At 70.2% G+C, this 26,336-nt stretch carries 24 protein-coding genes, 1 tRNA gene and 1 pseudogene; 16 read left to right on the top strand and 10 right to left on the bottom strand.

What is annotated here, in order from left to right:
• Nucleotides 1-72: 72 nt before the first annotated feature.
• The 4 genes and pseudogenes from ACGF3I_RS13590 to ACGF3I_RS13575 all read left to right on the top strand — a co-directional run.
• A complete protein-coding gene (locus tag ACGF3I_RS13590; protein WP_393131389.1) occupies nt 73-1,470 on the top strand; it encodes a family 2B encapsulin nanocompartment shell protein in 1,398 nt (465 codons plus the stop codon).
• A gap of 76 nt (nt 1,471-1,546) precedes the next feature.
• Entirely contained in the window at nt 1,547-2,578 is a 1,032-nt protein-coding gene (locus ACGF3I_RS13585) for a family 2 encapsulin nanocompartment cargo protein polyprenyl transferase (RefSeq protein WP_393131764.1), read from the top strand.
• A 142-nt stretch (nt 2,579-2,720) separates the two neighbouring features.
• Nucleotides 2,721-3,944, top strand: a complete 1,224-nt coding sequence (locus ACGF3I_RS13580; RefSeq protein WP_393131387.1) for an MFS transporter — start codon at nt 2,721-2,723, stop codon at nt 3,942-3,944.
• Between the two features lie 192 nt (nt 3,945-4,136).
• Nucleotides 4,137-4,547 (top strand): annotated as a pseudogene (locus tag ACGF3I_RS13575) (DUF6304 family protein); the annotation flags it as partial.
• A gap of 209 nt (nt 4,548-4,756) precedes the next feature.
• Here the strand turns inward: ACGF3I_RS13575 and ACGF3I_RS13570 are convergent.
• Nucleotides 4,757-5,167 carry a VOC family protein gene (locus tag ACGF3I_RS13570; RefSeq protein WP_393131385.1) on the bottom strand — a complete coding sequence of 137 codons (411 nt, stop codon included), beginning with the start codon at nt 5,165-5,167 and terminating at the stop codon, nt 4,757-4,759.
• Between the two features lie 150 nt (nt 5,168-5,317).
• Nucleotides 5,318-5,848, bottom strand: a complete 531-nt coding sequence (cpt, locus tag ACGF3I_RS13565; protein ID WP_393131762.1) for a chloramphenicol phosphotransferase CPT — start codon at nt 5,846-5,848, stop codon at nt 5,318-5,320.
• Nucleotides 5,849-6,086: 238 nt separating this feature from the next.
• Here cpt and ACGF3I_RS13560 point away from each other — a divergent pair.
• Nucleotides 6,087-6,161 (top strand) — tRNA-Ala (locus tag ACGF3I_RS13560).
• Between the two features lie 636 nt (nt 6,162-6,797).
• Nucleotides 6,798-9,251, top strand: a complete 2,454-nt coding sequence (locus tag ACGF3I_RS13555) for an SIR2 family protein (protein ID WP_393131383.1) — start codon at nt 6,798-6,800, stop codon at nt 9,249-9,251.
• A 21-nt stretch (nt 9,252-9,272) separates the two neighbouring features.
• Here ACGF3I_RS13555 and ACGF3I_RS13550 read toward each other — a convergent pair whose 3' ends face one another.
• The 3 genes from ACGF3I_RS13550 to ACGF3I_RS13540 form a co-directional block, all read right to left on the bottom strand.
• Complete coding sequence (locus ACGF3I_RS13550) at nt 9,273-10,325, bottom strand: macro domain-containing protein (protein ID WP_393131381.1); 1,053 nt, start codon at nt 10,323-10,325, stop codon at nt 9,273-9,275.
• A 527-nt stretch (nt 10,326-10,852) separates the two neighbouring features.
• A complete protein-coding gene (locus ACGF3I_RS13545; protein WP_393131379.1) occupies nt 10,853-11,350 on the bottom strand; it encodes an NUDIX domain-containing protein in 498 nt (165 codons plus the stop codon).
• 33 nt (nt 11,351-11,383) lie between these two features.
• The gene (locus ACGF3I_RS13540) at nt 11,384-12,739 is read right to left on the bottom strand and encodes a tetratricopeptide repeat protein (RefSeq protein ID WP_393131377.1); all 1,356 of its coding nucleotides are present in this window, start codon (nt 12,737-12,739) and stop codon (nt 11,384-11,386) included.
• Between the two features lie 223 nt (nt 12,740-12,962).
• Between ACGF3I_RS13540 and ACGF3I_RS13535 the strand changes: the two genes are divergently transcribed.
• The 4 genes from ACGF3I_RS13535 (at nt 12,963) to ACGF3I_RS13520 (ending at nt 15,994) form a co-directional block, all read left to right on the top strand.
• Nucleotides 12,963-13,712, top strand: a complete 750-nt coding sequence (locus tag ACGF3I_RS13535; protein ID WP_393131375.1) for a hypothetical protein — start codon at nt 12,963-12,965, stop codon at nt 13,710-13,712.
• A 75-nt stretch (nt 13,713-13,787) separates the two neighbouring features.
• Nucleotides 13,788-14,699, top strand: coding sequence for an aminoglycoside phosphotransferase family protein (locus ACGF3I_RS13530; protein ID WP_393131373.1), 912 nt, complete (start codon nt 13,788-13,790; stop codon nt 14,697-14,699).
• 1 nt (nt 14,700) lies between these two features.
• Nucleotides 14,701-15,393 carry a class I SAM-dependent methyltransferase gene (locus ACGF3I_RS13525; protein WP_393131371.1) on the top strand — a complete coding sequence of 231 codons (693 nt, stop codon included), beginning with the start codon at nt 14,701-14,703 and terminating at the stop codon, nt 15,391-15,393.
• Between the two features lie 31 nt (nt 15,394-15,424).
• Nucleotides 15,425-15,994, top strand: a complete 570-nt coding sequence (locus ACGF3I_RS13520) for an HAD domain-containing protein (RefSeq protein WP_393131369.1) — start codon at nt 15,425-15,427, stop codon at nt 15,992-15,994.
• A gap of 143 nt (nt 15,995-16,137) precedes the next feature.
• Here ACGF3I_RS13520 and sodN read toward each other — a convergent pair whose 3' ends face one another.
• Nucleotides 16,138-16,533, bottom strand: coding sequence for a superoxide dismutase, Ni (gene sodN / locus ACGF3I_RS13515; protein ID WP_053730656.1), 396 nt, complete (start codon nt 16,531-16,533; stop codon nt 16,138-16,140).
• Between the two features lie 174 nt (nt 16,534-16,707).
• On the opposite strand from sodN, the gene sodX reads away from it, so the two are divergent.
• On the top strand, nt 16,708-17,133 hold the full coding sequence (gene sodX, locus ACGF3I_RS13510; protein WP_393131367.1) for a nickel-type superoxide dismutase maturation protease: 426 nt from the start codon (nt 16,708-16,710) through the stop codon (nt 17,131-17,133).
• On the opposite strand, the gene ACGF3I_RS13505 is transcribed toward sodX, so the two are convergent.
• Complete coding sequence (locus tag ACGF3I_RS13505; RefSeq protein WP_393131365.1) at nt 17,052-17,666, bottom strand: CGNR zinc finger domain-containing protein; 615 nt, start codon at nt 17,664-17,666, stop codon at nt 17,052-17,054. The genes sodX and ACGF3I_RS13505 overlap by 82 nt on opposite strands.
• Before the next feature lie 163 nt (nt 17,667-17,829).
• Between ACGF3I_RS13505 and ACGF3I_RS13500 the strand changes: the two genes are divergently transcribed.
• Nucleotides 17,830-18,582: a class I SAM-dependent methyltransferase gene (locus ACGF3I_RS13500; RefSeq protein WP_393131760.1), complete on the top strand. Its 753-nt coding sequence runs from the start codon at nt 17,830-17,832 to the stop codon at nt 18,580-18,582.
• A 125-nt stretch (nt 18,583-18,707) separates the two neighbouring features.
• Here the strand turns inward: ACGF3I_RS13500 and ACGF3I_RS13495 are convergent, their stop codons facing one another.
• The 3 genes from ACGF3I_RS13495 to ACGF3I_RS13485 are packed head-to-tail and all read right to left on the bottom strand — an operon-like array spanning nt 18,708 to nt 21,402.
• Nucleotides 18,708-19,475 (bottom strand): amino acid ABC transporter ATP-binding protein, encoded by a 768-nt coding sequence (locus ACGF3I_RS13495; protein WP_053730660.1) that lies wholly within the window; start codon nt 19,473-19,475, stop codon nt 18,708-18,710.
• Between the two features lie 4 nt (nt 19,476-19,479).
• The gene (locus tag ACGF3I_RS13490; protein WP_393131363.1) at nt 19,480-20,412 is read right to left on the bottom strand and encodes an amino acid ABC transporter permease; all 933 of its coding nucleotides are present in this window, start codon (nt 20,410-20,412) and stop codon (nt 19,480-19,482) included.
• A gap of 27 nt (nt 20,413-20,439) precedes the next feature.
• A complete protein-coding gene (locus ACGF3I_RS13485) occupies nt 20,440-21,402 on the bottom strand; it encodes an ABC transporter substrate-binding protein (RefSeq protein WP_393131361.1) in 963 nt (320 codons plus the stop codon).
• A gap of 616 nt (nt 21,403-22,018) precedes the next feature.
• Here ACGF3I_RS13485 and ACGF3I_RS13480 point away from each other — a divergent pair.
• The 4 genes from ACGF3I_RS13480 (at nt 22,019) to ACGF3I_RS13465 (ending at nt 25,564) form a co-directional block, all read left to right on the top strand.
• Nucleotides 22,019-23,227, top strand: coding sequence for an NADP-dependent malic enzyme (locus ACGF3I_RS13480; RefSeq protein ID WP_393131359.1), 1,209 nt, complete (start codon nt 22,019-22,021; stop codon nt 23,225-23,227).
• Nucleotides 23,228-23,454: 227 nt separating this feature from the next.
• Entirely contained in the window at nt 23,455-24,420 is a 966-nt protein-coding gene (locus ACGF3I_RS13475; protein ID WP_393131357.1) for a zinc-binding dehydrogenase, read from the top strand.
• A 380-nt stretch (nt 24,421-24,800) separates the two neighbouring features.
• Complete coding sequence (locus ACGF3I_RS13470) at nt 24,801-25,010, top strand: helix-turn-helix domain-containing protein (RefSeq protein WP_393131355.1); 210 nt, start codon at nt 24,801-24,803, stop codon at nt 25,008-25,010.
• Complete coding sequence (locus tag ACGF3I_RS13465) at nt 25,010-25,564, top strand: Clp protease N-terminal domain-containing protein (protein WP_393131353.1); 555 nt, start codon at nt 25,010-25,012, stop codon at nt 25,562-25,564. Before ACGF3I_RS13470 ends, ACGF3I_RS13465 begins: the two co-directional genes overlap by 1 nt.
• Nucleotides 25,565-26,336 lie beyond the last annotated feature (772 nt).

Raw genomic sequence — 26,336 nt, 5'->3', positions numbered from 1 at the left:
AGACTCTCCGTGATGGAAGTGTTCTCAGCGCAGTGCAGCTTGAAGCTCGTGAGAACGCTCAGAAGGAGTCACATGTCGGTCGAGGCAGGTCCCGAGAACCGCGCCCAGCAGAGTCTCGGCACCGCAGCCGCGCGGAACTTGGCGACCACCACCAAGTCCGCGCCCCAGATGCAGGAGATCACCTCCCGTTGGCTGCTGCGGATGCTGCCATGGGTGCAGGTGCAGGGCGGTACGTATCGGGTCAACCGACGCCTCAGCTACTCGGTGGGTGACGGGCGGATCACCTTCGTCCAGACCGGCGAGCGCGTCGCCGTCATCCCGGCCGAGCTGGGCGAACTGCCCGCGCTGCGGGACTACGAGGACGAGGCGGCGCTCGGCGAGCTCGCCAACCGCTGCGAGCAGCGCGAGTACGCGGCGGGCGAGATCATCGCCACCGCGGGCGACGTGACCGACCGGGTCCACATGCTGGCCCACGGCCGCGTGGAGAAGGTCGGCACCGGACAGTACGGCGACGAGACCGAGCTCGGTTTCCTCGCGGACGGGGCGTACTTCGGCGAGCAGGCGCTCGTCTCCGGCGACGACGTGTGGGGGTGCACCTACCGCGCCACCACCGCCTGCACCGTGCTGACCCTGAGCCGCGCCGACGTGCTCAACCTCGCGGAGCGCTCCGAGTCGCTGCACGCCCACCTCGTGATGGCCTCGGCCCAGCCCGAGCAGCGCACCAACAACTACGGCGAGGCCGCGATCGACCTGTCCGCCGGACACGTCGGCGAGGCCGTCATCCCGCACACCTACGTCGACTACGAAGCCGCGCCGCGCGAGTACGAACTGTCCGTCGCGCAGACCGTCCTGAAGGTCCACAGCCGCGTCGCCGACCTCTACAACCAGCCGATGAACCAGACCGAGCAGCAGTTGCGGCTCACGGTCGAGGCGCTGCGTGAGCGCCAGGAGCACGAGCTCGTCAACAACCGGGAGTTCGGCCTCCTCACCAACTGCGACTACGACCAGCGCCTCCAGCCGCACGACGGCGTGCCGAGCCCCGACGACATGGACGAACTGCTCTCGCGGCGCCGCGGCTCCAAGCTCTTCCTGGCCCACCCGCGGGCCATCGCCGCCTTCGGCCGCGAGTGCAACAAGCGCGGTCTGGTGCCCGAGTCGGTGGAGGTCGCCGGGCACCACGTGCCCGCCTGGCGCGGTGTGCCGATCTTCCCGTGCAACAAGATCCCGGTCAGCGAGGCCCGTACGACCTCGATCATCTGCATGCGTACCGGTGAGGCCGAGCAGGGCGTGATCGGGCTCCAGCAGTCCGGCATCCCGGACGAGATCGAGCCGAGCCTGTCGGTCCGTTTCATGGGCATCGACGAGCAGGCGATCATCTCGTACCTGGTCACCGCGTACTACTCGGCAGCGATCCTGGTGCCCGATGCGCTGGGTGTCCTGGAGAACGTCGAGGTCAGCCGCTGGCGGTGATCCCCCGGGCCGGGCGCGCCCTCCTCGGTGTGCCCGGCGCCGTCCTCAACTCCAAGGAAAGGCACCCTAGTTGGCAATGCCGGATGCCATGGAGGGCCGCGAGGCCGTCGAACTGCTCGAACGGGCCCGTACCGTCGTCAACCCCCAACTGCGCGCCACGGTCGAGTCGCTGCCGGGATCCATGCGGCGGGTCGCGATGTACCACTTCGGCTGGGAGCGGGCGGACGGCACCCCGGGCGGCGGCCGGCCCGGCAAGGCGATCCGCCCGGCCCTGGTGCTGGCCGCCACCACGGCGCTCGGCGGTGACCCGCGGTCCGCCGTGCGGGCGGCCGCGGCCGTCGAGCTGGTCCACAACTTCACGCTGCTCCACGACGACGTCATCGACGAGGACGCGACCCGCAGACACCGGCCCACCGCCTGGACGGTCTTCGGCAGCCCGGACGCCATCATCGTCGGGGACGCCCTCTTCGCCCTCGCGCTGCGGCTGATCGCCGAGGACGAGCACCGCGCGTCCGCGGCGGCCTCCGCGCGGCTCGCGGCCTGCGTCATAGAGCTCTGCGCCGGCCAGCAGGCCGACTGCGCCTTCGAGCACCGCGCACCCCAGGAGGTCTCGCTCGGCGAATGCCTCGCCATGGCGATGGCGAAGACCGGCGCCCTGCTCGGCTGCGCGTGCGCGCTGGGCGCGCTGTACGCGGGCGCGGGTGACGAGGAGGTGGCCGCGATGGACGCGTTCGGCCGGGAGGCCGGGCTCGCCTTCCAGCTCATCGACGACCTCATCGGCATCTGGGGCGACCCCGGGCAGACCGGGAAGCCCGCCGGCGCCGATCTCGCCGCGCACAAGAAGTCGCTGCCCGTCGTCGCCGCGCTCGGCTCGGGCACCCCGGCGGCGGCCGAGCTCGCCGAGCTGTACCGGGGCCCGATGGGGGCCGCCGCGGTGACCAGGGCCGCGGACGCGGTCGAACGCGCGGGAGGGCGCGACTGGGCCCAGGTCCACGCCGCCGACCGCATGGGCCGCGCCGTGGACCACCTCGCCCGCGCCGTCCCCGACCTGGCGGCGGCGGGCGAACTGCTGGCCCTGGCGGAATTCGTCACGCGCCGCACGCGCTGAGGGGTCGGCGCGGGCGGGACCGGAGGTCGGTTGCGGGGGTTTAGGCCCGGGTGCGCGCCCGGGGCGGCCCCACCGAATGGCCCAGCCGATCAAGCGGCAAGTGGCCCTGACCACCGGCCACTTGGGTTGCTTGGATGGGGGCATGCCCTCCCGCATCCTGCCTCCCGCCGGCCCCGCCCGCGGCCTGGCCGTCGCCCAGCTCGTCAACGCACTCGGGGATGGCGCGTTCCTCGTCACCTCGGCGCTGTACTTCAGCCGCGTGGTCGGCCTGCCCGCCACCCGGATAGGGCTGGGCCTCACCCTGGCCTGGGCCGTCGGCGCCCTCGCCGGGGTGCCGCTCGGGCGGCTCGCCGACCGCCGTGGCCCGCGCACGGTCGCCGTACTGCTCGCCGCCGCCACCAGCGCCTCGGTCACCGCCTTCCTGTTCGTCCGCGGCTTCCTGCCCTTCCTCGTGGCCGCCTGCTGCTACGCCACCGCGCAGACCGGCCTCTCGGCCGCCCGTCAGGCCCTCCTGGCGGCGCTCGTCGAGCGCCGGGACCGTACGCACGTCCTCGCGCACCTCCAGTCCACCCTGAACGCCGGGCTCGCCGTCGGCGCCGCGATCGGCGGTGTGGCGCTCCACTACGGCACCCGCACCGCCTACTTGGCCGCGTTCGCCCTGGACGCGGTGGCCTTCCTGCTCTGCGCGCTCGTCCTGCTCCGGCTGCCCGCGGTGGCACCCACGGCCACGCCCCCCGGCGGCCGGCCGGGCTTCGCGGTGCTGCGCGACCGGCCCTACGCGCTGGTCACCCTGCTCAACACCCTGCTCCTGCTGCGGATGCCGCTGATCAGCCTCGCCATCCCGCTGTGGACCGTCACCCGCACCGACGCGCCGGGCTGGCTGGTCTCGGCGCTGCTCGTGCTCAACACCGGGGCGGTGATGCTGTTCCAGGTGCGTACCGCGTCGGCCGTGCGCGACCTGTCCACCGCGCGGCGGACGGTGTCGCGCGGCGGGATCCTGATGCTCGCGTCCTGCGCGGTGTTCGCCCTGAGCGCCGCCGGCTGGCCCGCCTGGGGCGCCGTGGTGGTACTGCTCGCCGCGGGCGCCCTTCAAGTGGCGGGCGAGATGATGCAGTCGGCCGGCGCCTGGCAGATCGGCTTCGACCTGGCGCCGGCCGAACAACAGGGCCAGTACCAGGGGTTCTTCGGCATGGGCGTGCCGCTGGCCAGGATGCTCGGCCCGCTGCTGCTCACCGCGCTCGTCGTCGACTGGGGCGTGCCGGGCTGGCTGCTGCTCGGCGCCCTGTTCCTCGCGGCCGGCCTCGCGCTGGGGCCGGCGGTGCGCTGGGCGGAGCAGGTCAACTCGCGTCTGGTGCACGCTGGTTGAGGCGCGGCGCCGCATCCCGCTCGGCGTGCGCGAGCCGGAGCGCGGGAGGGGCACCGGTACCGGGCGAGGGGAGCGGGCCGGGTGCGAACGTCCGTCAATGGGGCGCTCGCGGCGAAGTGCACAAGGAAGCGGTACCACCCATTTCGGTCACCCCCTGTGACGAACGGCAGGGTACGCCGCTAATCTCCGCCCATGACACCACAGTCATGGGCGGGTTGGTACCGGGACCGCCTAGGATCCGAAGCGCTGACGATCACCACCGACGGGACGCAATTGCGGACCCGGATCAGGGGTGTCGACTTCGCCGGAGCGAGCTTCGACTCGCTCGGCCCGGTACCGGGGATACCGACGGAGAGCGGCACGTTCGCGCTCGACGGCGGGAACCTCCGTGACTTCGTACTGGAATGGGACATGCCCGTGCCCGTCGCTTCCGACGACGGCGCCGTCCAGCAGGCCACCCTCAGCTGTCTGCTCTCCCTGAAACCGCCGGAGCCCGACCTCGGGGTCGCCCTGCACTTCGGTGGGGCGGTGTACGCCAGCGGACGGGCCGAGCTCGACTTCGGTTCGGTGCTCGCCGACATCCGGCGCCAACTCCCGTACGGCTGGGGCCTCCAGCCGTCCGCCCTGGACACGATCTAGCGTTCCCCTTCCCCCGCCCGTTCCCCCACGGCCGCCGCGCACCGGGAGTCCCGATGACTCCACGCTGTCGGCGGCCGTTTCTCCGTCCACGCCTGGTCACCGCGCCTCGGCCGGGGAAGGGGGCGTGGGTCTGGTCAGGCAGGGCCTCGCCCGAGCCGGCCGAAGGCACGGGCTCAGTACGTCTGCAGCTCCACCAGGTTCCCGTCCGGGTCCAGGAGGTGCGCGGCGCGCAGACCCGGGCCCCACGCGGGCAGGTCGCGGGCTGGTTCGGCCACGAAGCCGCCCGCCTTCACGCAGAGGGCGACGGCGTCGTCCAGGGCGTCCCGGGTTGCCACGTGGATCACCAGGGACGCGCCCCCGCCCGGCACCCGCGCCTCGCCGAGCGCGGCGACCATCGCGGCGCGGGCGAAGAGCGCGAGGGCGGTCCGGCCGTCGGCGGCGTCCCAACTGGCGTATCCGGACGATGCGTTGCCGCGGGCCAGGGTGCAGCCGGTGAGCTCGGGCAGCACGGCCTCGTAGAAACGGAACGCCGGTTCGTAGCGCTCGACGAGAAGTCGCGGGTACGGAGGATCCAGAGGTTCCATGCTCTCGAACCTAACCCGGACGACGGCCTTCCGCGGTGTGCCCGTGATCACGCGCCCGGCGCGAGGCCGCCGGGTTCCGCGGCGTACGGTGCCGGGGGCCACCGGCGGCCTCGTCGTCGAAGAGTGACGCCCAGTCCATGGCGGTGCGGGTCAGCCGCGGCGGGCATGTCGGTCGGCGATGAGCAGGGCGCAAGCCATGGACTCCCTCCCCGCCGAGTCCACTTCCACGTCGTACCGCACCCCCTCGTGCACCGCGTCGGCCTGCGCACGGGCCATGCCGGGGATGCGGTCGCCGCGGGCGATCTCGCGGGCGGCGGCTGTATCCGGGTCGCAGCGGATCCCGACCCAGAGGACGTCGAGGCCGTCGAGCGCGCGCGTCCAGCGCCGCTGCCCTGCGGCGCCGTCGAGGAGGACCTCGTCGAGGACGACCTGGGCCCCGGCGCGCACCATAGCCGCAACTCCGTGCGCCCAGGCGTCCGAGAGCCGGCGGTAGGCAGGGCCGACGGCCACGACGCCGTCGGGGCGGAGTTCGATTCCGTCGCCGCCCTGACGCAGCGACGAGGGCATCGCCGCGTCCAACGAGTCGACCCCGAACGCGAGCCAGGCGCCTGGCAGTACGGCCTGGAGGCAGCGCGCGATGCCGGATTTGCCGGAGCTGGAGCCGCCGTTGAGCACGATCACCCGGCAACCGGGCTCGGGGTTCTCGCTCTTGTTCTCGTTCACGGGCGCCAAGGTAGGTGACCGAGGGGTCCGGGCCAACAGAATTCCCCCAGGCCTATCCGCATGCGGTGAGCCCGGCGGCCCGGAATGACGGGGCCGCGCCGATTCGGGACGCCGAGTCGGGCCCTGGCACGGGCCGTGCAGGCGATGGGCCCTGTCGGGCCCCGTTCCGCCGGGCGCACGTATGATCTTGCCCAAGGCGGGGTCGTAGCACAGAGGTAGTGCGCCTACACAGCATGGAGGAGGACGCCGGTTCGAATCCGGCCGCCCCGCCCCCTCACCGCTCCGGCCGCTGCCGACCCGCGGCCGACGATTCACCGAACCGGCCCCGAGCCCGGCTGGACACCCCGGAACGCAGACCGCACCCGACCCCCTGCGGTCGCCGAGGTTCGGCGGCCCGGGGTGGCGTGTCCTGCGCGGGGGGCGGAACGGCGGCCTGATCGGGGATCAGGCCTTCTTGGTCTCTAGGAATGGGCCGGGTTGGTGACCTGCAGCGTTGACCGCTGCACATCGCGGAACTGGCCTTTTGCTGTTGGTTAGCGATGGGTTGCGACGGTCCTGATTGAATGTCCTGCGGACTCTATGCGGACTGCTGGAGCTTAGTGCCTCCTCAAGGGGCCTCTTCGTCCAGCAGGAGCGCCTGACGTCTTCTACCCCAGGGTCCCTCACCGGCTACGCCTTCGGCGTGCAACCCTCCCGCACTATGACGATGCAGGGCGTTAGCGCGGTTACTCCGGTCGTCGCATACGCCTCGGCCACGGCCTGGACTCGATACGATCTGCCTGACCGGGGGTCGCGAACTCACCCATGAACACGGCCCGTTGGGCTGACTGACCGCTCGAACCCGTCATGGGGGCGCCCACGCTGTGGCGCAGCACCGCGCCCACGCATCTCAAGAAGGAGTCGGGTCTTGCCAACACCGTGGATGTCGGGCGAGCAGTGGGGCAGCATGATGCGGGCCATCACCGAGTCGAAGTACCAGCTGCTGCTGGGAGCCGGCGCCAGCCTGGACTCGGAAGGACCGCTGGGGCGGCTTCCCGGTGGCTGGGACCTCGCCCAGGAGATGGCTACGGCGTTTGCGCTGCCCGGCAATTCGCGCGGGAACCTGCGCCAGGTCTTCTCGATGGCGAGGTCGCGCGTCACAGCGGACGGCCAGAACGTCATGGCCTTTATGGCGGACCGCTTCACCAACTGCACCGCTCCGTCGTGGTACGCCGACCTCGTCTCGATCCCGTGGCGGTACGTCTGGTCGCTGAACATCGACGACTCGGTCGAGAGCGCCTACAACAAGCAGTTCGCCGAGCACGCGGCCAAGGAGCTCGTCTCCGTGTCCTGGACGGACTCCCACCGCGTGCCCTCGGGCCACCAGGTCATCCTCGTCCACCTGCACGGTGTCGCCTGGGCGAAAGAGACGGACGACCTCGTCTTCGACATCTCGTCCTACGTGTACGCGGTCGCCCAGCGCCACCGCTGGCACAGTATCTTCGCCGACAGCTACTTGGAGACGCCCACCATCATCCTAGGCGCGAGCCTCAACGACGAGATCGACCTGGAGAATGTCCTAGAGAAGGGACGTGTGCTGGGCCGCGGCTCCGAGCCCTCTGTGATCGTCATGCCGACGATCGACGACTTCGACAAGGAACGCTTCCGTCAGTGGGGCCTCATCCCGGTCGAGGCCACGGCCGAGGAGTTCCTCGCCAAGGTCCGGGCCAGCTGGCCGGACTACTTTCAGCAGGCCGACGTGTTGGCGGACAACCCCAGCCGCATTAACCCCAATGTGCTGAGCTTCCTGAGCCAGTGGCATCCCATCCGCACAGGCGCCGAGTACCGCCTCGACGACCGGCACGACTTCTACGCCGGGCACGAACCCATCTACTCCGACATCCTGCGCGACCTCGACTCACACCGCGTCCTCACCGACAGCGTCTTCCGCGAGGCGATGTCGGACGAACCGCAGAAGGTCGTCTGCCTGACTGGTTCCGCGTTCACGGGGAAGAGCACGATAGCTCTGCGGGTGGCGAGGAAACTTGCGGAGCAGAACTGGACGCCTTATCTGCTCGATCCCGAACTGCGTCCCTCTCTGGAGGCCACCCTGTGGTGGCTCAGACAGCATCCGCGGACCCTCCTCATCGTTGAAGGCGCCGCCGACTTCGCGAACGACCTCGCCGACATGGCCCTGCGCGCCAAGGAAAGGGGCATTCCCTTCAAGCTGCTGGCCGTGGAACGGCGCTCGCGCGCCCGAGAGGTGCGCCGCAGCTTCACGGGCGTGGGGTTCGCCGACGCGGAGGTCTCCGACAGGCTGAAGGACACGGAGATCGATGCTCTGATCCGGCAGCTCAAGGGGCACGGACGGCTCGGCATCGTGGCCGACGCCGGCCACACCGAACAGGTCAAGTACTTCACGCAGAAGCACCGCAGGAACCTCTTCTCGGCGATGTCGAACCTGGAGGAGGCCGACGGGTTCCGCAACAGGGTGCGGACGGGCTACTCGCGTCTGAAGAGCGAGACCGAACGAGCGGTATTTCAGGCCGTGTGCATCACCTCCGCCCTCGGATACGGGCTGCCGATCGGCGCTGCGGCGTCCGTCTGCGGGCTGCCGGCGAGCCAGCTGAACGCTCTGCTGCAGTCTGAATCGGTGCTCGCCGATTTCATCCGTGTCGACGGGGGGCGTCTACACCCGCGGCACCGGGCGTTCGGCTCGTACATGCTGGAGAGCGCCTTCAGCGCACAGGAGAACTACGACGTCACCCTGAAACTCGCCCAGCACTACGGCGTGCAAATCTCCCCGGCGGCTATTGTGTCGCGCACGTTCGCCTACCGGATGGTGCGCCAGCTCCTCGACCACGAGATTCTGACCGTGTGGCTGGGCGTGGAACGCCTGGACGCCTGGTATGAGGCACTGCAGAAGACGTACGCCTGGAATGCCAGGTATTGGGAGCAGCGGGCCCTCGGAGCGAGCAAGCGCGGGCGGCACGCCCCGGCTAGTTCATGGGCCCGCCAGGCCATCGCCCAGCACCGTGACGCGTTCGCGCTGAACACGCTGGCCACCGTGCTGTTCCGCAGGTACCTCGCCGAGGACGGGCCGGAGCACGGTAGGACGGAGAACCTGCTGGAGGTAGCGGGGTACCTGGAGGAGGCGCGCGCCATGGCCGCCGAGGACTCGGAGTACCCGTACATCACCTTCTTCAAGTACACCCTCACTTGGGCGGAACGGGCAAAAAAGGCGAACGGTTCCATTGACCGGCGTATCGTCCGCCGGTGGAACGACTGGATGTACTTGGTCAACATCTCCGCGATCACGCGTTCGCCGGAGGTCCAAGACCAGTTGAAGTCGTTCCGCAGGAAGTGGCTTCTGCTGGCCTGAGGACCGTCGGCTCCGGGGTGGTCAGCCCGCGCTCTCCGGCGAGAGGGCGGGCTCCGAGTCGAGAGCCGCCCGGCACACGGTGGCCTGCACATCCGTGTAGGCGAGCAGATAGACGACGCGGATGCGCGATGCCGCGTGGGAACGGAAGTAGCTCACAGTCGCGGCCAGCAGGGCGTCCACGGTCTTGCCAAGGTCGCTGTTGCCGCCGCCGGTCCCGAGAAGCGGTAGCACCACCGAGCGCAGCGGCTCTCCGGCCGCGGCCAGCCGATCCACCTCGGCGAGGACGTTGCGCACGCACCGCTCCAGGTCCATGACTTGCCGGTACCCCGAGCCGGGTTCTCCCTCCACGGAGGCGACATGCAGGATGCGCCGGACCTGGTGGCTCTCCTGCAGCTCTCCCGGACCCGTGACCAGCACAGAGCCAGCCGTCACATGGGAACGGCCCGCCATGCGTTCGGCCAGTTCCAGGGCGATCGTGTCGTTCACTAGATGGCCTGCTGTGTCCCGGCGGCCGCCGTGGTATCGGATCGTCGCGGAGAGGGTGGGCTCGTCGACGCGTGACATCTCCATCCGCGTGTTCTCGGAGTTGACCCACACGTCCGTCCCCAGCACGTTGGCGACGTTTCCGGTGACCATCCCGATGCGATGGCGCCGGTAGCCCTGCAACGGCAACTCGTAACGGGTGCACTGCAGGGTGGGCCGCGGAGTGTTCTCTGCTGGTCGCTGTTGCGACAGTTGTCTGCGTAGCGCGGTGTTCTCCCGAGTCGCCTTCTTCAACTGCGCCGAGACCTCGTCCAGACGCCGGGTCTTGCTGAGCCATGTGAACGACGCCAGGAGGAAGAAGGCGGCGAACCCGGCGGCCCCGCCGATCCCGAAGCCCAAGGCTCGGCCCTCAGTCATCGAATCGGGAAAGGCGGAGAACAGGAAGAGAGCTGCAGCCAGGGAGTACAACAGGCTCACCGGCAGCAGGAGAGAGTGCTGCCGCCCTGCCCGGTCTGGCGCGGACGACCAGATATGCAAGGCGATGCCGGAGATGCAGAGGGCTGCAGTGATGGAGAGCTGCAGCGGACTCATTTGTCCTGCCCCCTACTCGTCGCGTCATTGAACCATCGATCGCTTTGCGGGACGGCCCACCTTGCCTCCGAGCATACGGCTCGCCGTGGAGGGGTCATGCGGATCGATTGAATCAACTGCAATGGAATTGATGACACTTGCCCTCTATATGACTCGCGGCGGGGACCCGTCTGCCACTTGTGCTCGTAGCCGCCACGCCGTTGATGGAGATTCGCCATCCCGATCAGCCGCAGTCACGATGTGACCGCTCACACCACCAGCCCGGACACGAGCGGGGTGCTGATCAGGATGGGAGCCCCGTGCCGATAACGGCGCCAATGACATGAGCACGACCTGCTCGGTTGGACTCGCCGGGCTAGTAGCCCTCCTCGATCGGATCACGGCTCCTCGGCGGCGTGCGGGCTGCTGCTCCCGCGCGGGGCACACGGCCGTCGGCGGCGAGACGCCGCAAGCCCGGCCAGGGCGGGTAGACAAGTGCCCGGCTTGATGCGGGAGGGCCGCTCCGGCGTACCGCCAGTTGCGCTCGTCTACTGCCATCCGTCCAGCGACACTGGGGCTCCGTTAGTCAGAAAGCGGTGGAGGGCATTGGCGGTGGTGTCGACGAACGCCTCGGGGATGGCATCGGTACGGATCCAGCGGACCTGGGAGTGCTTGTGCGGTTCGCGGTTCTCCGGTTCTCCGGCCCATTCGTGGGCGGCGAAGACGACCGTGAGGAAGCCGTTGGGGGCTTCGACGCCCCAGGCTCCGTGGATGATGTGGGCGACCTTGAGGGACTCGGGCTTCACTGTGAGGCCAGTCTCCTCGTACAGCTCGCGGACGGCGGTCTCCGTGATGGGCTCGCCCGGCTCGCTCTTGCCGACGGGCAGGTCCCACATCCCCTGGGCGAACTTCGCGTTCTCGCTGCGCTGGAGGAGGACGACGCGGTTGGTGGCCTCGTCGTGGACGATGACGGCGGCGACCAGCAGGGTCATCGATTCGAGCGCCGCCTTGAGGGCCTTCGGCTGGTCGTCGGCCTGCTGGGTCACGGTGTTCCCTTCGTCGGGCGGTTGTTGGGCATGTTAGGCGAGGGCCTCGCGGGCGCGGCGGGCGAGATCGGCGGCACCGGGAACGCGGCGGCGCTGGTAGACCGCGAGCGTGGAGCGGATTGAGGTGATTGCCTTACGGGTCCGGTCGGAGGTCATGCCCTCCATGAGGACCAGGGCCTGGGTCCAGGCGGCGACGGCCTCGTCTGCGCGGGCCTGAGCGGCGAGGCTGTCGCCGAGGTCGGCGTGGGTGAGGGCGTGGACGCGCTTGTACTTCTCGGGGTCCCAGCGGGTGAGGGCGTCGCGGTGCTGCTGTTCGGTGCCGATGTGGTCCGCGAGGTCGGTCAGAGTGCGGGCGGTGTGGCTGGCCACGGTGCCGGCGGCCGGGCCGCTCACGCGGGAGTAGCTGGGCTGAGGGCCGTCGTCACGGAGGAGGGCGTCCTCGGCGGCGAGCAGGGCGCGTGTGGCCGACGAATTCTCGTCGGTGGCGGCGTAGGCGCGGGCGTGGGTGATGTGGAGGAGGGCCTCGGTCTGGCCGTCGACGTGGCCGAGACCTGTGCGGAGGGCGCCTTCGACGAGGTCGACGCAATGATGGGGCTGTTTGAGGCTGAGGGCCTGGTGGGCGAGGGCGCGCATCATCCAGGCGGCGTGGCCGTGGGGGTCGGCTTCGCAGGCGAGCTTGTAGCCGACCTGGTAGTAGCGCTGGGCGGCACCTTCCTGGCCGAGGTCGTGGTGCTTCCACCCTGCGAGGTAGGCGAGTTCGGCGACGGCGCCGAAGGCGGCCCGGCGTAAGGCCTCATTGATGAAACGTCCGCGCAACATGGGGGCGGCCGTGTCGGCTAGGTATGCGGTGACGGTAGTCAGGCCGTGCCCGCCGCCGAGGCGCTCGTCGGCGGCGCTGAAGGCTGACGTGATCTGCCGTACGACGTCCAAGTCCGTTGCGCCCGCCAAGGACGTGCCGGTGCGGGCGCGGAGCATGCGGGCAGTGGCTTCGTGGTCGTAGCCGAGTGGCATGGCGACGCCGGCGGTGGTGAAGGCCGCGATGGCGAGGAAGCGGCGGCGCTCGACGTCGGCGCGGCCCAGGTCGGTGGCGGCGAGGACGGGGTCGGATTCCGCCGGCGTTTCGGCATCGCTGGCTTGGAGGCCGATCTCGGTCTGGGTGATCGTGCGCCCCGCTCGGCGGGACAGCGCTTCGGCGAGGTACTGGCCTACTCGGCCCGACGGGGCACGGGTGCCGTTCACCCAGTGGGAGATGGCCGACTTGTTGGTCTGGAGGATCTCGCCGTTCTCGGCGGCGATGCGCCGTACGTCTCTGGCGAGGGCTTCGTAGGTGCAGCCGACCGCGTCGATGGCGTCGCGCAGGCGGGAGTTGGGGTCTCGCTTCGCCGCCACGATCGCCTCCGCCCTGGAGCTGTAAACCGCGTATACCACTTCAGCTGCCCACCACCGTACCCACTGAGCGTGACCAACGGTTCACTTATCAGCAGCCGCCCGGAACGGCGTGACCGTGATCCAGGCTCCCCCTTGGTCCGGGCGGCACCCCGAAGTTCCGTACACCCCCGCTGGGTTCGGGCATTCCTGTGCCCGCACCCGGACGATCAGAGACGGAGACACGGTGACCACCATCGACACCACGGCCATCACGGTCGAACTGCCCGAGGCGTTCGACCCGCGCTGGAACCGCCTGCCCGGCATTCAGGTCGACGGCCGGCGCATCACGATCGACCCGGCCGAGTACTTCTTCCGCTTCGAGTCGAACACCTGGCTCGTCGCCGACTGGGAGCTGGTCAAGTCCCAGCTCCTGGACGTGGACGAGACGACCGAAAGCGCGGTCGAGCAGCTCGCGCTCGACTTCATCAAGCAGCACAGCGAGTCCACGTCCGACGCGGCCCGCGTCCTGGCCACCGCGTACGAGGTGTACGCGTGCCTCTTCCGCGAGGAGCACCTGGCCGGCCTCGGCCTGCCGCAGATCACCGCCGACCACCTGCGGATGCTCCGCGAGGCGGCCACGCTCATGGCGCTCAACAAGGTCGAGCTGGACGGGTACATCTCCAACGTCGGCCCGTGCTGGTTCTTCCCCGCCGCCACCTCCGTCGTCTTCGACCTGGACGACGAGATGGGCGGGATGCTCGACGAGGTCTACCACGGCGGCTGGTTCAACGAGCACCGCCGGATCGAGTCCATCAAGGCGCACGCTGCGCTCGGCGGCCGACTTGTGCACGGCTGCCAGTCCGTGCCGGACCAGTCCGGCGGCGTGGTCGCGCCCTACGGTGCCTCGATGGCCAGGTTCCGTGACGACCTCGCCGCGTTCAAGGCGGGCTGGATCGAGCGGATCTACGCCCACCGCGTGAACCCCGCCGCGTAGCCCACCCGATCAGGCTCCGGGGCGGGCCGGCCTCCCCAGCCCGCCCCGGACGCCACCATCTCTCGGAGCTTTCACATGACCCCGAACCCCAGCGCCGAACTCCTCGACAACCTGCTCACCGCGACCGGCCAGATCACCGCCGCCCGTGAGGCGGTACGTGTGTGGTCCATGTCCGGAGTCGAGCGTGTCACCTTGCCGGACGGCTCCACGGCCATTTTCAAGTACGCCAAGAAGCCCTTTGACAGCGAGGACCAGGCCCTCCGCCTGGCCCACACCCTCGGCGTACCCGTCCCCCGGATTCACGCCTCCGCCGTCCTGGACGGCTGGCTCGGCATGCTCATGGAGGACCTCGGGCCGTCCGTCCGCGAGGCCGGCGACCTCGACGGCGTCGCCGCGGCCGTGATGCTGCACGGCACCCGTATGGCTCCGCCCTTGCCCGTCCTCGACCAGGAGCGGCTGCGGACGCTCCCGGCCCGGGCGCTGGAGCATCTCGAGCGGCTGCGCAAGGCCGACCGGTGGCAGGACGCCGACGACGTCGAGGACGCGCTCGACCGTATCGCCCGGGCCGCTGAGGCCCGCTCGGCCGGAGCGACCCTGGGACCGTTCGGCTGGGTGCACTCCGAGTTCCACCCCACCAGCCTCCACATCGGCGAGCGCGGCTGGCGGCTGCTCGACTTCGCCCGTGCCTTCACCGGCCCTGGCCTGCTCGACCTTGCCAGCTGGCACGGCACCATCGAGCCCCCGCGCCCCGTGCGCCTGCGCGTCTTACTGGAGCAGTACGTCACCGCCGGCGGCACCCCCGACACCCTCGCCCCGCGCGGCGGGCTGACCGCCGAGAACTGGGCCCTGGGCTGGCACCGCATGTGGGCCGTCGAGTGGTTCATGGAGCAGTCCATCCGCTGGATCAACGACCCGGCCACCGACCCCGCCTACGTCGAGGCAGTCCGCCGCCACCTCACCGACGTCCTCCACCTCCTGGAGATCTGACGTGCTCGCCCAGGTTTCCCCGTGGCACGCCCACGCCCTCCAGCGCACCGCCGCCGGACTCGCCGAACCCCTGTCCGTGCCTGCGCGGATGGAGTGGACCACGAGGCCCGGCCAAGGGCCGGGAGCCGAGATCCTCGGCCCCGACCTGCGAGGCAAGCGGCTACTGGAACTCGGCTGCGGCCCCGGCCACAACGCCGCCCACCTCGCCACCCGCCACGGTGCCCACGTCACCGGCGTCGACCTGGTCGGCCTCCAAGTACGCCGCGCCCGCTCCCACTACGGACGGCTGAACAACCTCACCTTCGTCGCCGGCCACGCCCTGCACTACCTGCACGCCTCCGACGAGCAGTTCGACGCGATCTACTCCGTCTTCGGCGCCGTCGGCCTCGTCGCCCCCGAGCTCCTGCTCCCAGCCATCGCCCAGCACGTCACGCCCGGACGAGTGCTCGCCTTCTCCGTCCCCCACCCGCAGCGCGGCGGCCGAAGCCCCTCCGGTGACGACCGGCCCCGACGCGACCACGTCACCCTTCCCGACCGTATCCAACTCCCCATCGCCCGCTGGGAGTTCGGTATCGAGCGCTGGGAGAAGCACCTCAGCCGGGCCGGTTTCCGACTCACGTCGGCCCAGGAGTACCACGACCCCCGCATGGGCCACTGGCCCACCACCCTGCTGATCCGCGCCCGCAGGCGCTGACAGCTGCGTTCATCCGGCCTGTGGAGGACCGATGCGCCCGCCCTACCTGCTCCTTGACATCGACGGCGTCCTCATACCCTTCCCTGACGAGCACGGCTCGACCCCGGCCACCCATACCTGCCACGACGTCGTCCCCGCCGGCCGCAGCGCCGACAGCCCGGTCACCGTCTGGCTCCGCCGTGACCATGGCCGACTACTCATGGACGTGATCCGCACGGGCCTGGTCACCCCTATTTGGTGCACCAGTTGGAGGCAGGACGCCACCAGGCTCATCGGCCCCCTCCTGGGCCTCCCGGCCCTGCCGTACATCGACCTGCCGCATCCACAGATCGCTACCAGCCACCCCAACGGATACCTCTGGAAGCGAGACCATGTCGATGCCTGGCTGGCAGGGGCTCCCGCCGTCTGGATCGACGACGACTTCACCCACCTCGACCGCGCATGGGCCGCTGAACGGGATGCTCGCGGTACGCCTACCTTGCTTGTCCAGCCCGATTCTCATGCCGGGCTGCAGGAGCGGCACTTGGTTGAGGTCCGCGCGTGGGTGGAAGGGCGGAGAGTCAGGACCGATCGGCCGAACGGAATTGACGTCGAGCGTTGAGACCGTAGCCCGGGGCCAGTGACGGCCCCCAACGCAAACCGCACCCGCCCCCCTGCGGTCGCCGAGATTAGGCGGCCCGGGGGGCGGGTGCGGGCTGGGGTGGCGTGTCCCGCGCGGGGGCGGGACGGCGGCCTGATCGGGGATCAGGCCTTCTTGGTCTCCCAGAAGATGCGGTCGATCTCGGCAATGAGGTCGAGCGCCTTCTGGCCGGTCGCCGGGTCGGTCGACGCCTTGGCGGCCGAAAGGGCCTTCAGGGTGTCGTTGACCAGCTGGTGCAGCTCCGGGTACTTCTCGAAGTGCGGCGGCTTGAAGTAGTCGCTCCACAGCACCGACACGTGGTGCTTGGCGAGCTCCGCGCGCTGCTCCTTGATGACCACGGCACGGGCACGGAAGTGCGCGTCCTCGTTGGCCTGGAACTTTTCCTGTACGGCCTTGACCGACTCCGCCTCGATGCGGGCCTGGGCCGGGTCGTACACACCACAGGGCAGGTCGCAGTGCGCGCTGACCTTCACCTTGGGGGCAAACAGGCGGGAAAGCATTGAGCTGTCCTTCCTCGTGATCGTCTTCTCAGGTGGGACATTACTCGGTGAGAGACGGGATTTCGCGGGTGCCCCCATGGCCTAGGTCAAAAGTCCAGGGTGGTCCCGGGACTCGTGGCGGAACGTACCGTGGGAGTGGCGGCGGGGTGCCGGTGGCCGGGAGGTGGGTGTCGTATGACGGATGAGGGGCGGGAGCCGAAGGTGCCGTTGGGGATCGCCGAGGTGCTGGGGACCTCGATGGTTCCCACGCTGCTGCACGGGGACCAGCTGCTCGTGCACTACGGGGCGGAGCTCAGGGTCGGCGACGTGGCCGTGCTGCGCCACCCTCTGCAACAGGACCTGCTCGTCGTCAAGCGGCTCATGGAGCTGCGCGAGGGCGGCTGGTGGGTGCTGGGCGACAACACGGACGACGAGGTGGTGGACAGCCGGGCCTTCGGCGCGGTGCCGGTCGAGCTGGTGCTCGGCCGGGTGCGCGGGCGGTACCGGCCGATGACGGCCGGGCGCCGGCGCACCTTCGGCTACGTGGCGTCCTGGGTGGTGTCCTCGGTGCGGCCGGTGCTCTCCGACCGTTCGGTCTCCAGGCGCTTGCGGGCCCGGTAGGCGGCCACGTTGGCCCGGGTCGCGCAGCGGTCCGAGCAGTAGCGGCGCGAGCGGTTGGTCGAGGTGTCGAGATAGGCGTTGCGGCAGGGTGCGGCCTGGCACAGGCCGAGCCGGTCCACGCCGTACTCGGTGAGGTGGAAGGCGAGGCCCATGGAGGCGATCGCCGCGTAGCCGGCCGTGGCGTTCGACGGGTGGTCGGCGAGGTGCATGTGCCACAGCGGGCGGCCGTCCTCGTCGCGGTGCTCGTGGCCCGACACCTGGGGGCTGACCGGGAATTCGAGGAGCAGCGAGTTGAGCAGGTCCACCGCCCGGACCTCCTCGCCCCCGTCGGCCGCCTCGAAGACCGCCCGCAGCCGGGCCCGCACCGAACGGAAGCGGGTCACGTCCGCGTCCGTGGCCCTGCGGGCCGCCGACTTGTTCCCCCCGAACAGTTCCCGCACCGCGTCGACCGAAGTCAGGGAGTCTTTGTTGCGGGCCGGCTCCTCGGTGTTGACCAGGCGGACGGCGTAGTCCGAGTAATAGGCCAGTTCCACTTGTAGTCCTTACGGCGGCGGTCTAGGGTCGGGAGGGATTCTGGTAACGGCTGGGTACCCTTCGAGGGTATTACAGAGTGGCTCCCGAGGAGGACTTCCGGTGACGGACGCGAGCACGGAGACGAGTACGGGGACCCCGGCGGGCGCGGGAGCCGGGGCGGCGGTGGGCGCGCCGGAGTCCTGGCGGGCCTGGCAGGACAGCTGGGACCGGCAGCAGGAGTGGTACATGCCGGACCGCGAGGAACGCTTCCGGGTCATGCTCGACATGGTCGAGGCCTGCGTCGGACCCGCACCGCGCGTGCTCGACCTCGCGTGCGGTACGGGGAGCATCACGGACCGCCTCCTCAGGCGCTTCCCGGACGCGGTGAGCACCGGAGTGGACCTGGACCCCGCGCTCCTGGCCATCGCCGAGGGAACCTTCGCCGGCGACGGCCGGGTCACCTTCGTGACCGCCGACCTCAAGGACCCCCGCTGGGTGGAGGCGCTCCCCTACGACGACTACGACGCCGTACTCACCGCCACCGCACTCCACTGGCTGCACAGCGAGCCGCTGGCGGCGCTCTACGGGCAGGTCGCCGGGCTCGTTCGCGACGGCGGGGTGTTCATGAACGCCGACCACATGATCGACCCCGGCACGCCCCGCATCAACGCGGCCGAGCGCGCCCACCGGCATGCCCGGATGGACAACGCGAAGGAGCGGGGCGCCCTCGACTGGGCCGACTGGTGGGCGCTGGCCGCCCAGGACGCGGTGCTCGCGGGGCCCACCGCCGAGCGGTACAAGATCTACGGCGAGCACGCCGACGGCGACATGCCCTCCGCGTCCTGGCACGCCGCCACCCTGAGGGCCGCCGGCTTCGCCGAGGCCAGGCCGGTCTGGGCCTCGCCGTCGGACACGCTGCTCCTCGCCCTCAAGTAGGCGCCGGCAGGCTCGCGCCACGTCCGAGAGCCCACAAGTGGCGTACGGGTAAGGGGGGTTGCGGAACCGAACCCGCAACCCCCCTTACCGCGACGGGAGTTACCCCGCTCACTAAACGCCCGGCGTTACAGCACCTTCGACAGGAACGACTTCGTCCGGTCGTGCTGAGGGTTCGTCAGGACGTCACGCGGGTTGCCGGCTTCGACCACCACGCCGTCGTCCATGAACACCAGCGAGTCGCCGACCTCGCGCGCGAAGCCCATCTCGTGGGTGACCACGATCATCGTCATGCCGTCCTCGGCCAGGCCCCGCATGACGTCCAGGACGTCGCCGACCAGCTCGGGGTCGAGCGCGGACGTCGGCTCGTCGAAGAGCATCAGCTTCGGCTGCATCGCCAGCGCGCGGGCGATGGCCACGCGCTGCTGCTGGCCGCCGGAGAGCTGCGAGGGGTAGTTGCCCGCCTTGTCGGCGAGGCCGACGCGGTCGAGCAGCTTCAGTGCCCGCTCGCGGGCCACCGCCTTGGACTCGCGCTTGACCTGGACCGGCGCCTCCATGACGTTCTCGACGGCCGTCATGTGCGGGAACAGGTTGAAGCGCTGGAAGACCATGCCGATGTCCCGCCGCTTCAGGGCGACTTCGCTGTCCTTCAGCTCGTACAGCTTGTCGCCCTTCTGGCGGTACCCGACCAGATCGCCGTCGACGTAAAGACGCCCGGCGTTGATCTGCTCCAGGTGGTTGATGCACCGCAGGAAGGTGGACTTGCCGGAGCCGGAGGGACCGATCAGGCAGAACACCTCGCCCTCGGCCACCTCCAGGTCGATGCCCTTGAGGATGTGGGCGGGGCCGAACGACTTGTGGACGCCCTCCGCCTTGACCATCGGTTGTGCAGTCATGGGGTCACCGCCGCCAGTTGGAGAGGGAGAGCAGGTTCGACTTGATGCGCTCCAGCGGCGTGGGCGGCAGGGCGCGCAGCGAACCGCGGGCGAAACGGCGCTCCAGGTAGTACTGGCCGACGCTGAACACGCTGGTCAGGGCCAGGTACCAGATCGAGGCGACGAAGAGCATCTCCATCACCGCGAACGAGGTCGCGGCCACGTCCTGGGCGCTGCGCAGCAGGTCCTGGTACTGGACGGCGACGACCAGGGACGAGGTCTTGAGCATGTTGATGAACTCGTTGCCCGTCGGCGGGATGATCACCCGCATCGACTGGGGGAGCACCACCCGGCGCATGGTCTGCATCTGGGTCATGCCGAGCGCGTGCGAGGCCTCGGTCTGGCCCTCGTCCACCGACTGGATGCCGGCCCGGACGATCTCCGCCATGTAGGCGCCCTCGTTCAGGCCGAGGCCGAGCAGGGCGGCGAGGAACGGAGTCATGACCGCGGTCATGTAGTCCTTGTAGAACCCGAGGTTCAGGATCGGGAAGATCAGCGCCAGGTTGAACCAGATGAGCAGCTGTACGTAGACCGGGGTGCCGCGGAAGAACCAGATGTACAGCCAGGCGACCGAGCTGGTCACCGGGTTCTTCGAGAGCCGCATCACGGCGAACAGCACACCGAGGATCAGACCCACGGCCATCGAGACGACGCTGATGAGCACGGTGTGCCACAGGCCGGTCAGGATGCTGGGGTCGAACAGCTTGTCCGTGACGGTCGCCCAGCGCACATTGCCCTGGGCGAACGCGTACGCCAGCGCGCCGAGCACGGCCACGACGACCACGGCGCTGATCCAGCGCCCGTAGTGGCGCACCGGAATGGCCCGGATGACGTCCGGTGGAACCTGCTCCGGGGCGGCGTCGGCCGGGCCCGGAGTCTTGTCGAGCTTGTCAGTCACAGCGACTGCCCTTCAGTGGTGCGCGGGTCAGGAGCCGCCGTTGATGGCTGCCTTGGTGACGGCGCCCTGCGCGCCGCCCCACTTGTCGATGGCCGTCTTGTACGTACCGTCCGCGATGATCGCGTCGAGCGCGGCCGAGAGGGCGTCCCGCAGCTGGGTGTTCTTCTTGTCCACCGCGATGCCGAACGGGCCCGCGTCCGACTTGTTGGCGACCGCCTCGAAGTCGGCGCCGCCGCCCGCGGTCTTCGCGATGTACGCGGCCACCGGGGAGTCGTTCAGGTCGGCCACCGCGCCGCCGGCCTTGACGCGGGTCTGCGCCTCGGCGTCGGTGGCGTACGGCTCGAAGCTCAGCTCGCCCTTGCCGTCCGCCTTGCACTTGGCGGCGAGGTCCTTGGCGGCCTGCTCGTACGTGGTGCCGCGCTGCACGGCGATCTTCTTGCCGCACAGGTCCTCGGTGGACTTGATGCCCTCCGGGTTGCCCTTCTTGACCAGGATGCCGGTGCTCGCGGTGTAGTAGTCGACGAAGTCGACGCCCGTACCGGTCTTCTTGCCGTCCTTGTCGAGGCCCTCCTGGCGGGCCTTGGTGTCGCTGACCGAGGACATGACCGCGTCGTAGCGGCCGGTCGGCAGCGCGCCGAGGAGGGTGTCGAAGGTGCCGCTGGTGAACTCGAACTTCACGCCGAGCTGCTTGCCGAGGGCCGCGGCGATGTCCGGGTCGATACCGACGATGGTCTCGCCCTGCTTGAACTCCATGGGGGCGTACGTGGCGTCCGTCCCCACCTTGATCACGCCGGCCTTCTGGATGTTCGCGGGCAGCTTCGAGAAGAGCGGGGCGGACTTGGAGGCCCCGCCCGAGGACTCGGGGGCCGAGCCCTTCTTCGTCTGGTCACCGCAGCCGGTGACCAGCAGGGCGCCCGCGACCGCGATCGCGCCGACCGCGGCAATCCGGGACTTGGCGGCGGTCGTACGACGGGTGGTGCTTGCGGTCATGGTCGGGTTCCTCCGGCAGGTGTTGAGTGGAGTGGCCATGGAGTGCGAACGGCGAAGAACGCACAGGTCCTGGGATGTGGTCGTGCACGCATCCTCGGGTGGCGCGACCGCGGTGTGAACCGCGTGTGAAGTCGCATCTTGCCATTCGGACCCCGGAAATCAGGGTCGCAGCCATGTCAAAATCGGATAACGGGTCACCCCCCGAACCCGATAAGGCCGATACGGCAAGGCGCACCTGGCCGGACCATGTGCGGAATGCGCCCCCGACAACCGGAGAATCTCCGGTTCATCTCGCGGTGTGGACAGTTTTCATGCCGCGTAGCCGACTTGTCGTGACTTCACACCAAGAGTGGCGGCTCGTCACGGAGGCCGCTTGCGGCCGAGCACGGACGCTGGGCCACTATGGACTCGTCGGCGGACGCTTCTGTCCGGTAAGAAGGATCCTTACACCCCTCATCCGGGGCTCAGGGCGCGTGTGCGGCGCGCCCGCGCGTACGTACCTCCACCCCGCGGGGCGGGCCAACCGCCCTCAGCGGGGAACGTACGCGGGTCCGCCCACCCCTCCTCAACAAGGAGTGGCCACCCTCAACTGATGAAGACTTAAGGGGTAAACACAATGGCAGCGGAGATCGTCAATCCTCGCAGCGACAGCAGCACGGAGGGTTCGGACGAGCCCTTCGACCCGGCCTTCGCGCTCCACCGCGGCGGCAAGATGGCCGTGCAGGCCACCGTGCCGATCCGTGACAAGGACGACCTGTCCCTGGCCTACACGCCGGGCGTCGCCAAGGTGTGCAGCGCGATTGCGGAGAACCCCGAGCTGGTCCACGACTACACCTGGAAGTCGCAGGTCGTCGCCGTCGTGACGGACGGTACGGCGGTGCTCGGGCTCGGAGACATCGGCCCGGAGGCCTCCCTCCCGGTCATGGAGGGGAAGGCGATCCTCTTCAAGCAGTTCGGCGGCGTCGACGCGGTTCCGATCGCGCTCGCGACCACGGACACGGACGAGATCATCGAGACCGTCGTCCGGCTCGCCCCGTCCTTCGGTGGGGTGAACCTGGAGGACATCTCCGCCCCGCGCTGCTTCGAGATCGAGCGCCGGCTCCAGGAGGCCCTGGACATCCCGGTCTTCCACGACGACCAGCACGGCACGGCCGTGGTCACCCTGGCCGCCCTGCGCAACGCCGCGCAGCTCACCGGGCGCACGCTCGGCGAGCTGCGCGCGGTCATCTCGGGCGCCGGCGCGGCCGGTGTGGCCATCGCCAAGTTCCTGCTCGAAGCGGGCCTCGGCGACGTGGCGGTCGCCGACCGCAAGGGCATCGTCAGCAGCGACCGTACGGACCTGACGGACGTCAAGCGCGAGCTGGCCGAGCTCACCAACAAGGCCGGTCTGAGCGGCTCGCTCGAAACCGCGCTGGCCGGCGCCGACGTGTTCATCGGCGTCTCCGGCGGTACGGTCCCCGAGCCCGCGGTCGCCTCCATGGCGCCGGGCGCCTTCGTCTTCGCGATGGCCAACCCGAACCCCGAGGTGCACCCCGACATCGCGCACAAGTACGCGTCCGTGGTGGCCACCGGCCGGTCGGACTACCCGAACCAGATCAACAACGTCCTCGCCTTCCCGGGCATCTTCGCGGGCGCCCTCCAGGTCCGCGCCTCGCGGATCACCGAGGGCATGAAGATCGCCGCGGCGAACGCGCTGGCCGACGTCGTGGGCGATCAGCTCGCCGCGGACTACGTCATCCCGTCCCCGTTCGACGAGCGGGTCGCCCCCGCCGTGACGGCCGCGGTGGCCGCCGCCGCCCGCGCCGAGGGTGTGGCGCGCCGGTAGGCACGCGCGTGGTCGTACAGTCCCGTGCCGGGCTCTCCTTCGGGGGAGCCCGGCACGGCGCTTTTCCGGCCCGTCCTGGTGTGCGGCCTGTCCTGGTGTGTGGTCCGCCGGGTGTGCGGCCCGTTCCGGTGTGCGGCCCGTTCCGGTGTGCGGTCCGTCCCGGCGTGCGGGGTGTCACAGCCGTGGGAGGTTCCGGCGGCCGGGCCGGGCGCCCTAGGGTCAGGCCCATGTTCGCCGCATACGCCGCACGCATCGACCGTGACCAGCCGCTCAGCGGCCTTGAGTTGGGGGAGCGCCCGGCCCCCGAGCCACGCCCCGGCTGGAGCCTCATCGACGTACGGGCCGCGTCGCTCAACCACCACGACGTCTGGTCGCTGCGCGGGGTCGGACTCAGCGAGGACAAGCTGCCGATGATCCTCGGCTGCGACGCGGCCGGCGTCGACCGGGACGGCAACGAGGTCGTGCTGCACTCGGTGATCGGCCAGACCGGTCACGGCGTCGGCCCCGCGGAGGGCCGCTCGATCCTCACCGAGAAGTACCAGGGCACGTTCGCCGAGCAGGTCGCCGTACCCACCTGGAACGTCCTGCCCAAGCCGAAGGGGATGAGCTTCGCGGAGGCCGCGTGCCTGCCGACCGCGTGGCTGACCGCGTACCGGATGCTGTTCACCAACGCCGGTGTGCGGCCCGGGGATTCGGTCCTGGTGCAGGGCGCGGGCGGCGGCGTGGCGACCGCCGCGATCGTCCTCGGCAAGGCGGCGGGCCTGCGGGTCTTCGCCACCAGCCGGGACGAGCACAAGCGCGAGCGGGCCGTGGAGCTCGGCGCGGTCGACGCCTACGAGCCCGGCGCGCGGCTGCCGCAGCGGGTCGATGCGGTGATCGAGACGGTGGGCGCCGCGACGTGGTCCCACTCGGTCAAGTCCCTGCGCCCCGGCGGCACCCTGGTCATCTCCGGCGCCACGAGCGGCGACCGCCCCGCACACGCCGAGCTGACCCGGATCTTCTTCCTGGAGCTCAAGGTGGTCGGCTCGACGATGGGCACGAAGGACGAGCTGGAGGACCTGCTGGCCTTCTGCGCGGCGACCGGCGTACGCCCCGTCATCGACGAGGTGCTGCCGCTGGACCGGGCGCGGGAGGGCTTCGAGAAGGTGGCGTCGGGGGACCTGTTCGGGAAGGTCGTTCTTTCGGTGGGGTGAGGGGGAGGGCCGGCCGGCTGTGGGTGGCCGGCCTTTTCGGGGTCGCGGTTCCGGGTGCGTGCGGAGGGTGAATGCGCGTGCGGGGGCCGCGGCCCTTTTTGTTGGGTCGGGCCGGTCGGGCCCTTTTGTGTGGGGCGTCGCGGAGTGCTGCGGAGGTTGCGGAGGTTGCGGAGGCTGCTCGGGGCCTTGCAACGGGGTGGCCTTAAAGGTCTGTTTCCGGCATTGGTGTCTTTATTTGGTTGTCGAGTATTTTGTCCGTCCCCAACTTGGGTTCGCCCATTTCCGTAGGTAGTTCCGTGGGCGGTTCCGTAGGCGGTTCCGTGCGGCCGTTGTGTCAACCAGGGTTGACGGGTGTTCGTTGTCAATGTACGTTGACAACCATGACCGAGGCCACCGATCTCGCCGCACGAGCCGGCGACCGCGACCCGAGGGTCGGACTGCGAGCCGTCGCCGCGCTGCGACGGCTGCTGGAACAGCTCGAATCAGTACAGGTACGGAGTGCCCGTAACCAGGGTTGGTCCTGGCAGGAGATCGCCGCAGAGCTGGGGGTCAGCCGTCAGGCGGTCCACAAGAAGCACGGGAGGGCTTGATGTTCGAGCGATTCACGGTGAACGCCCGCGGGGTGGTGGTGGGCGCCGTCGAGCACGCTGCGCGGGCGGGGTCGCCCGTGGTGACGGAGGAGCACCTGCTCCTCTCCCTCCTCGACCGCGAGGACAGCAAGGCGGCCTTCGCGCTGGCCTCCCTCGGCGTCACGGACCACCGCGCCGAACTCGTCGCCGAGTTGGGGGCGGCACGGCGCCGGGGAGGCATGTCCAAGGCGGACGCCGATGCGCTGGCGGGGATCGGGATCTCCGTCGACGAGATCGTCGCGAGGGTGGAGGAGGCGCACGGGCCGGGTGCGCTGACGGTCGGGGCGCCGGCCGGTAAGGCGCGGGCCCTGCGGCGGCCGTCCTTCACGAAGGGGGCGAAGGGGGTTCTGGAGAGGGCGTTGCGGGTGGCGCTGGGGCGGAAGCAGAAGTTCATCGGGGATGAGCATTTGCTGCTGGCGCTGATGGTGGTGCCGGGGGTTGTGGGGGAGGTGCTTGCGGAGTTCGGGGGGAGTTATGGGGGTGTGGAGAGGGTGCTGTTCGGGGAGGCGGCCTGATCCTGGGCCCTTTTGCGCAGTTCCTCGCGCCCCTGGCAACGCTGGTCGTGTGCGGACCGTGGTCGCTTCTCGCGCAGTTCCCCGCGCCCCCTGGCAGGGCTGGTGCCGGCCCGCATGTCTATTCCTGCCTGCCTGGCGCAGTTCCTCGCGCCCCTGGGGGGCTGGTGCCGGCCCGCATGGGGGTTCCGGCCTGCTTTGCGCAGTTCCTCGCGCCCCCAACCCCCGGTGACGTGCGGACCGTGCGTGGTTGGTCGCGCAGTTCCCCGCGCCCCTTCAACCCCCGGTCGTGTGCGGGCCGTGGTCGCTTCTCGCGCAGTTCCCCGCGCCCCTAACCGCATCGGTGCGGGCCAGCATGCGTATCCCTAGCCCGTCCGGCGTTTGAGGACGAGCGCCGTTCAGGCGTGAAGGGGGGTCCGGGGGCGGAGCCCCCGAGAGGGGTGCTGGGGGCGGAGCCCCCGCGTGGGGGTGCAGGGGGCGGAGCCCCCCGCCGGGGTTCGAGGGGCGGAGCCCCTCGGGGGGTCTGGGGCGCAGCCCCGGGGCCAGGCACCTTGCAACCCGCTGCACGGGCGGGTGGGTGGGCAGCCCCCTGGGGGTCTGGGGCGCAGCCCCAGAAGGGCACCCTCCCACCCGCTGCACGGGCAGGTGGGCAACCCCTGGGGGGTTTGGGGCGCAGCCCCAAGGCCTCGACTTCTCGGGGCCCGTCACGGGTGGGTGGGTGGGCAAGCGCCCTGGGGTCTGGGGCGGAGCCCCAGGGGCCGGGCCTACCCAACCC

The sequence above is a fragment of the Streptomyces sp. NPDC048111 genome (genome assembly GCF_043202815.1).
GTDB lineage: Bacteria > Actinomycetota > Actinomycetes > Streptomycetales > Streptomycetaceae > Streptomyces.
This window is presented reverse-complemented; position numbering and strand designations above follow the sequence as displayed.

Bases quoted from the DNA above. Each gene is read 5' to 3' on its own strand.
- sodN (WP_053730656.1), bottom strand. From the start codon at position 16,533: ATGCTTTCCCGCCTGTTTGCCCCCAAGGTGAAGGTCAGCGCGCACTGC.
- ACGF3I_RS13580 (WP_393131387.1), top strand. From the start codon at position 2,721: ATGCCCTCCCGCATCCTGCCTCCCGCCGGCCCCGCCCGCGGCCTGGCC.
- ACGF3I_RS13480 (WP_393131359.1), top strand. From the start codon at position 22,019: ATGGCAGCGGAGATCGTCAATCCTCGCAGCGACAGCAGCACGGAGGGT.
- ACGF3I_RS13550 (WP_393131381.1), bottom strand. From the start codon at position 10,325: ATGAGTCCGCTGCAGCTCTCCATCACTGCAGCCCTCTGCATCTCCGGC.
- ACGF3I_RS13520 (WP_393131369.1), top strand. From the start codon at position 15,425: ATGCGCCCGCCCTACCTGCTCCTTGACATCGACGGCGTCCTCATACCC.
- sodX (WP_393131367.1), top strand. From the start codon at position 16,708: ATGACGGATGAGGGGCGGGAGCCGAAGGTGCCGTTGGGGATCGCCGAG.
- ACGF3I_RS13495 (WP_053730660.1), bottom strand. From the start codon at position 19,475: ATGACTGCACAACCGATGGTCAAGGCGGAGGGCGTCCACAAGTCGTTC.
- ACGF3I_RS13585 (WP_393131764.1), top strand. From the start codon at position 1,547: ATGCCGGATGCCATGGAGGGCCGCGAGGCCGTCGAACTGCTCGAACGG.
- ACGF3I_RS13475 (WP_393131357.1), top strand. From the start codon at position 23,455: ATGTTCGCCGCATACGCCGCACGCATCGACCGTGACCAGCCGCTCAGC.
- ACGF3I_RS13470 (WP_393131355.1), top strand. From the start codon at position 24,801: ATGACCGAGGCCACCGATCTCGCCGCACGAGCCGGCGACCGCGACCCG.
- ACGF3I_RS13465 (WP_393131353.1), top strand. From the start codon at position 25,010: ATGTTCGAGCGATTCACGGTGAACGCCCGCGGGGTGGTGGTGGGCGCC.
- ACGF3I_RS13485 (WP_393131361.1), bottom strand. From the start codon at position 21,402: ATGACCGCAAGCACCACCCGTCGTACGACCGCCGCCAAGTCCCGGATT.
- ACGF3I_RS13570 (WP_393131385.1), bottom strand. From the start codon at position 5,167: ATGGAACCTCTGGATCCTCCGTACCCGCGACTTCTCGTCGAGCGCTAC.
- ACGF3I_RS13530 (WP_393131373.1), top strand. From the start codon at position 13,788: ATGACCCCGAACCCCAGCGCCGAACTCCTCGACAACCTGCTCACCGCG.
- ACGF3I_RS13590 (WP_393131389.1), top strand. From the start codon at position 73: ATGTCGGTCGAGGCAGGTCCCGAGAACCGCGCCCAGCAGAGTCTCGGC.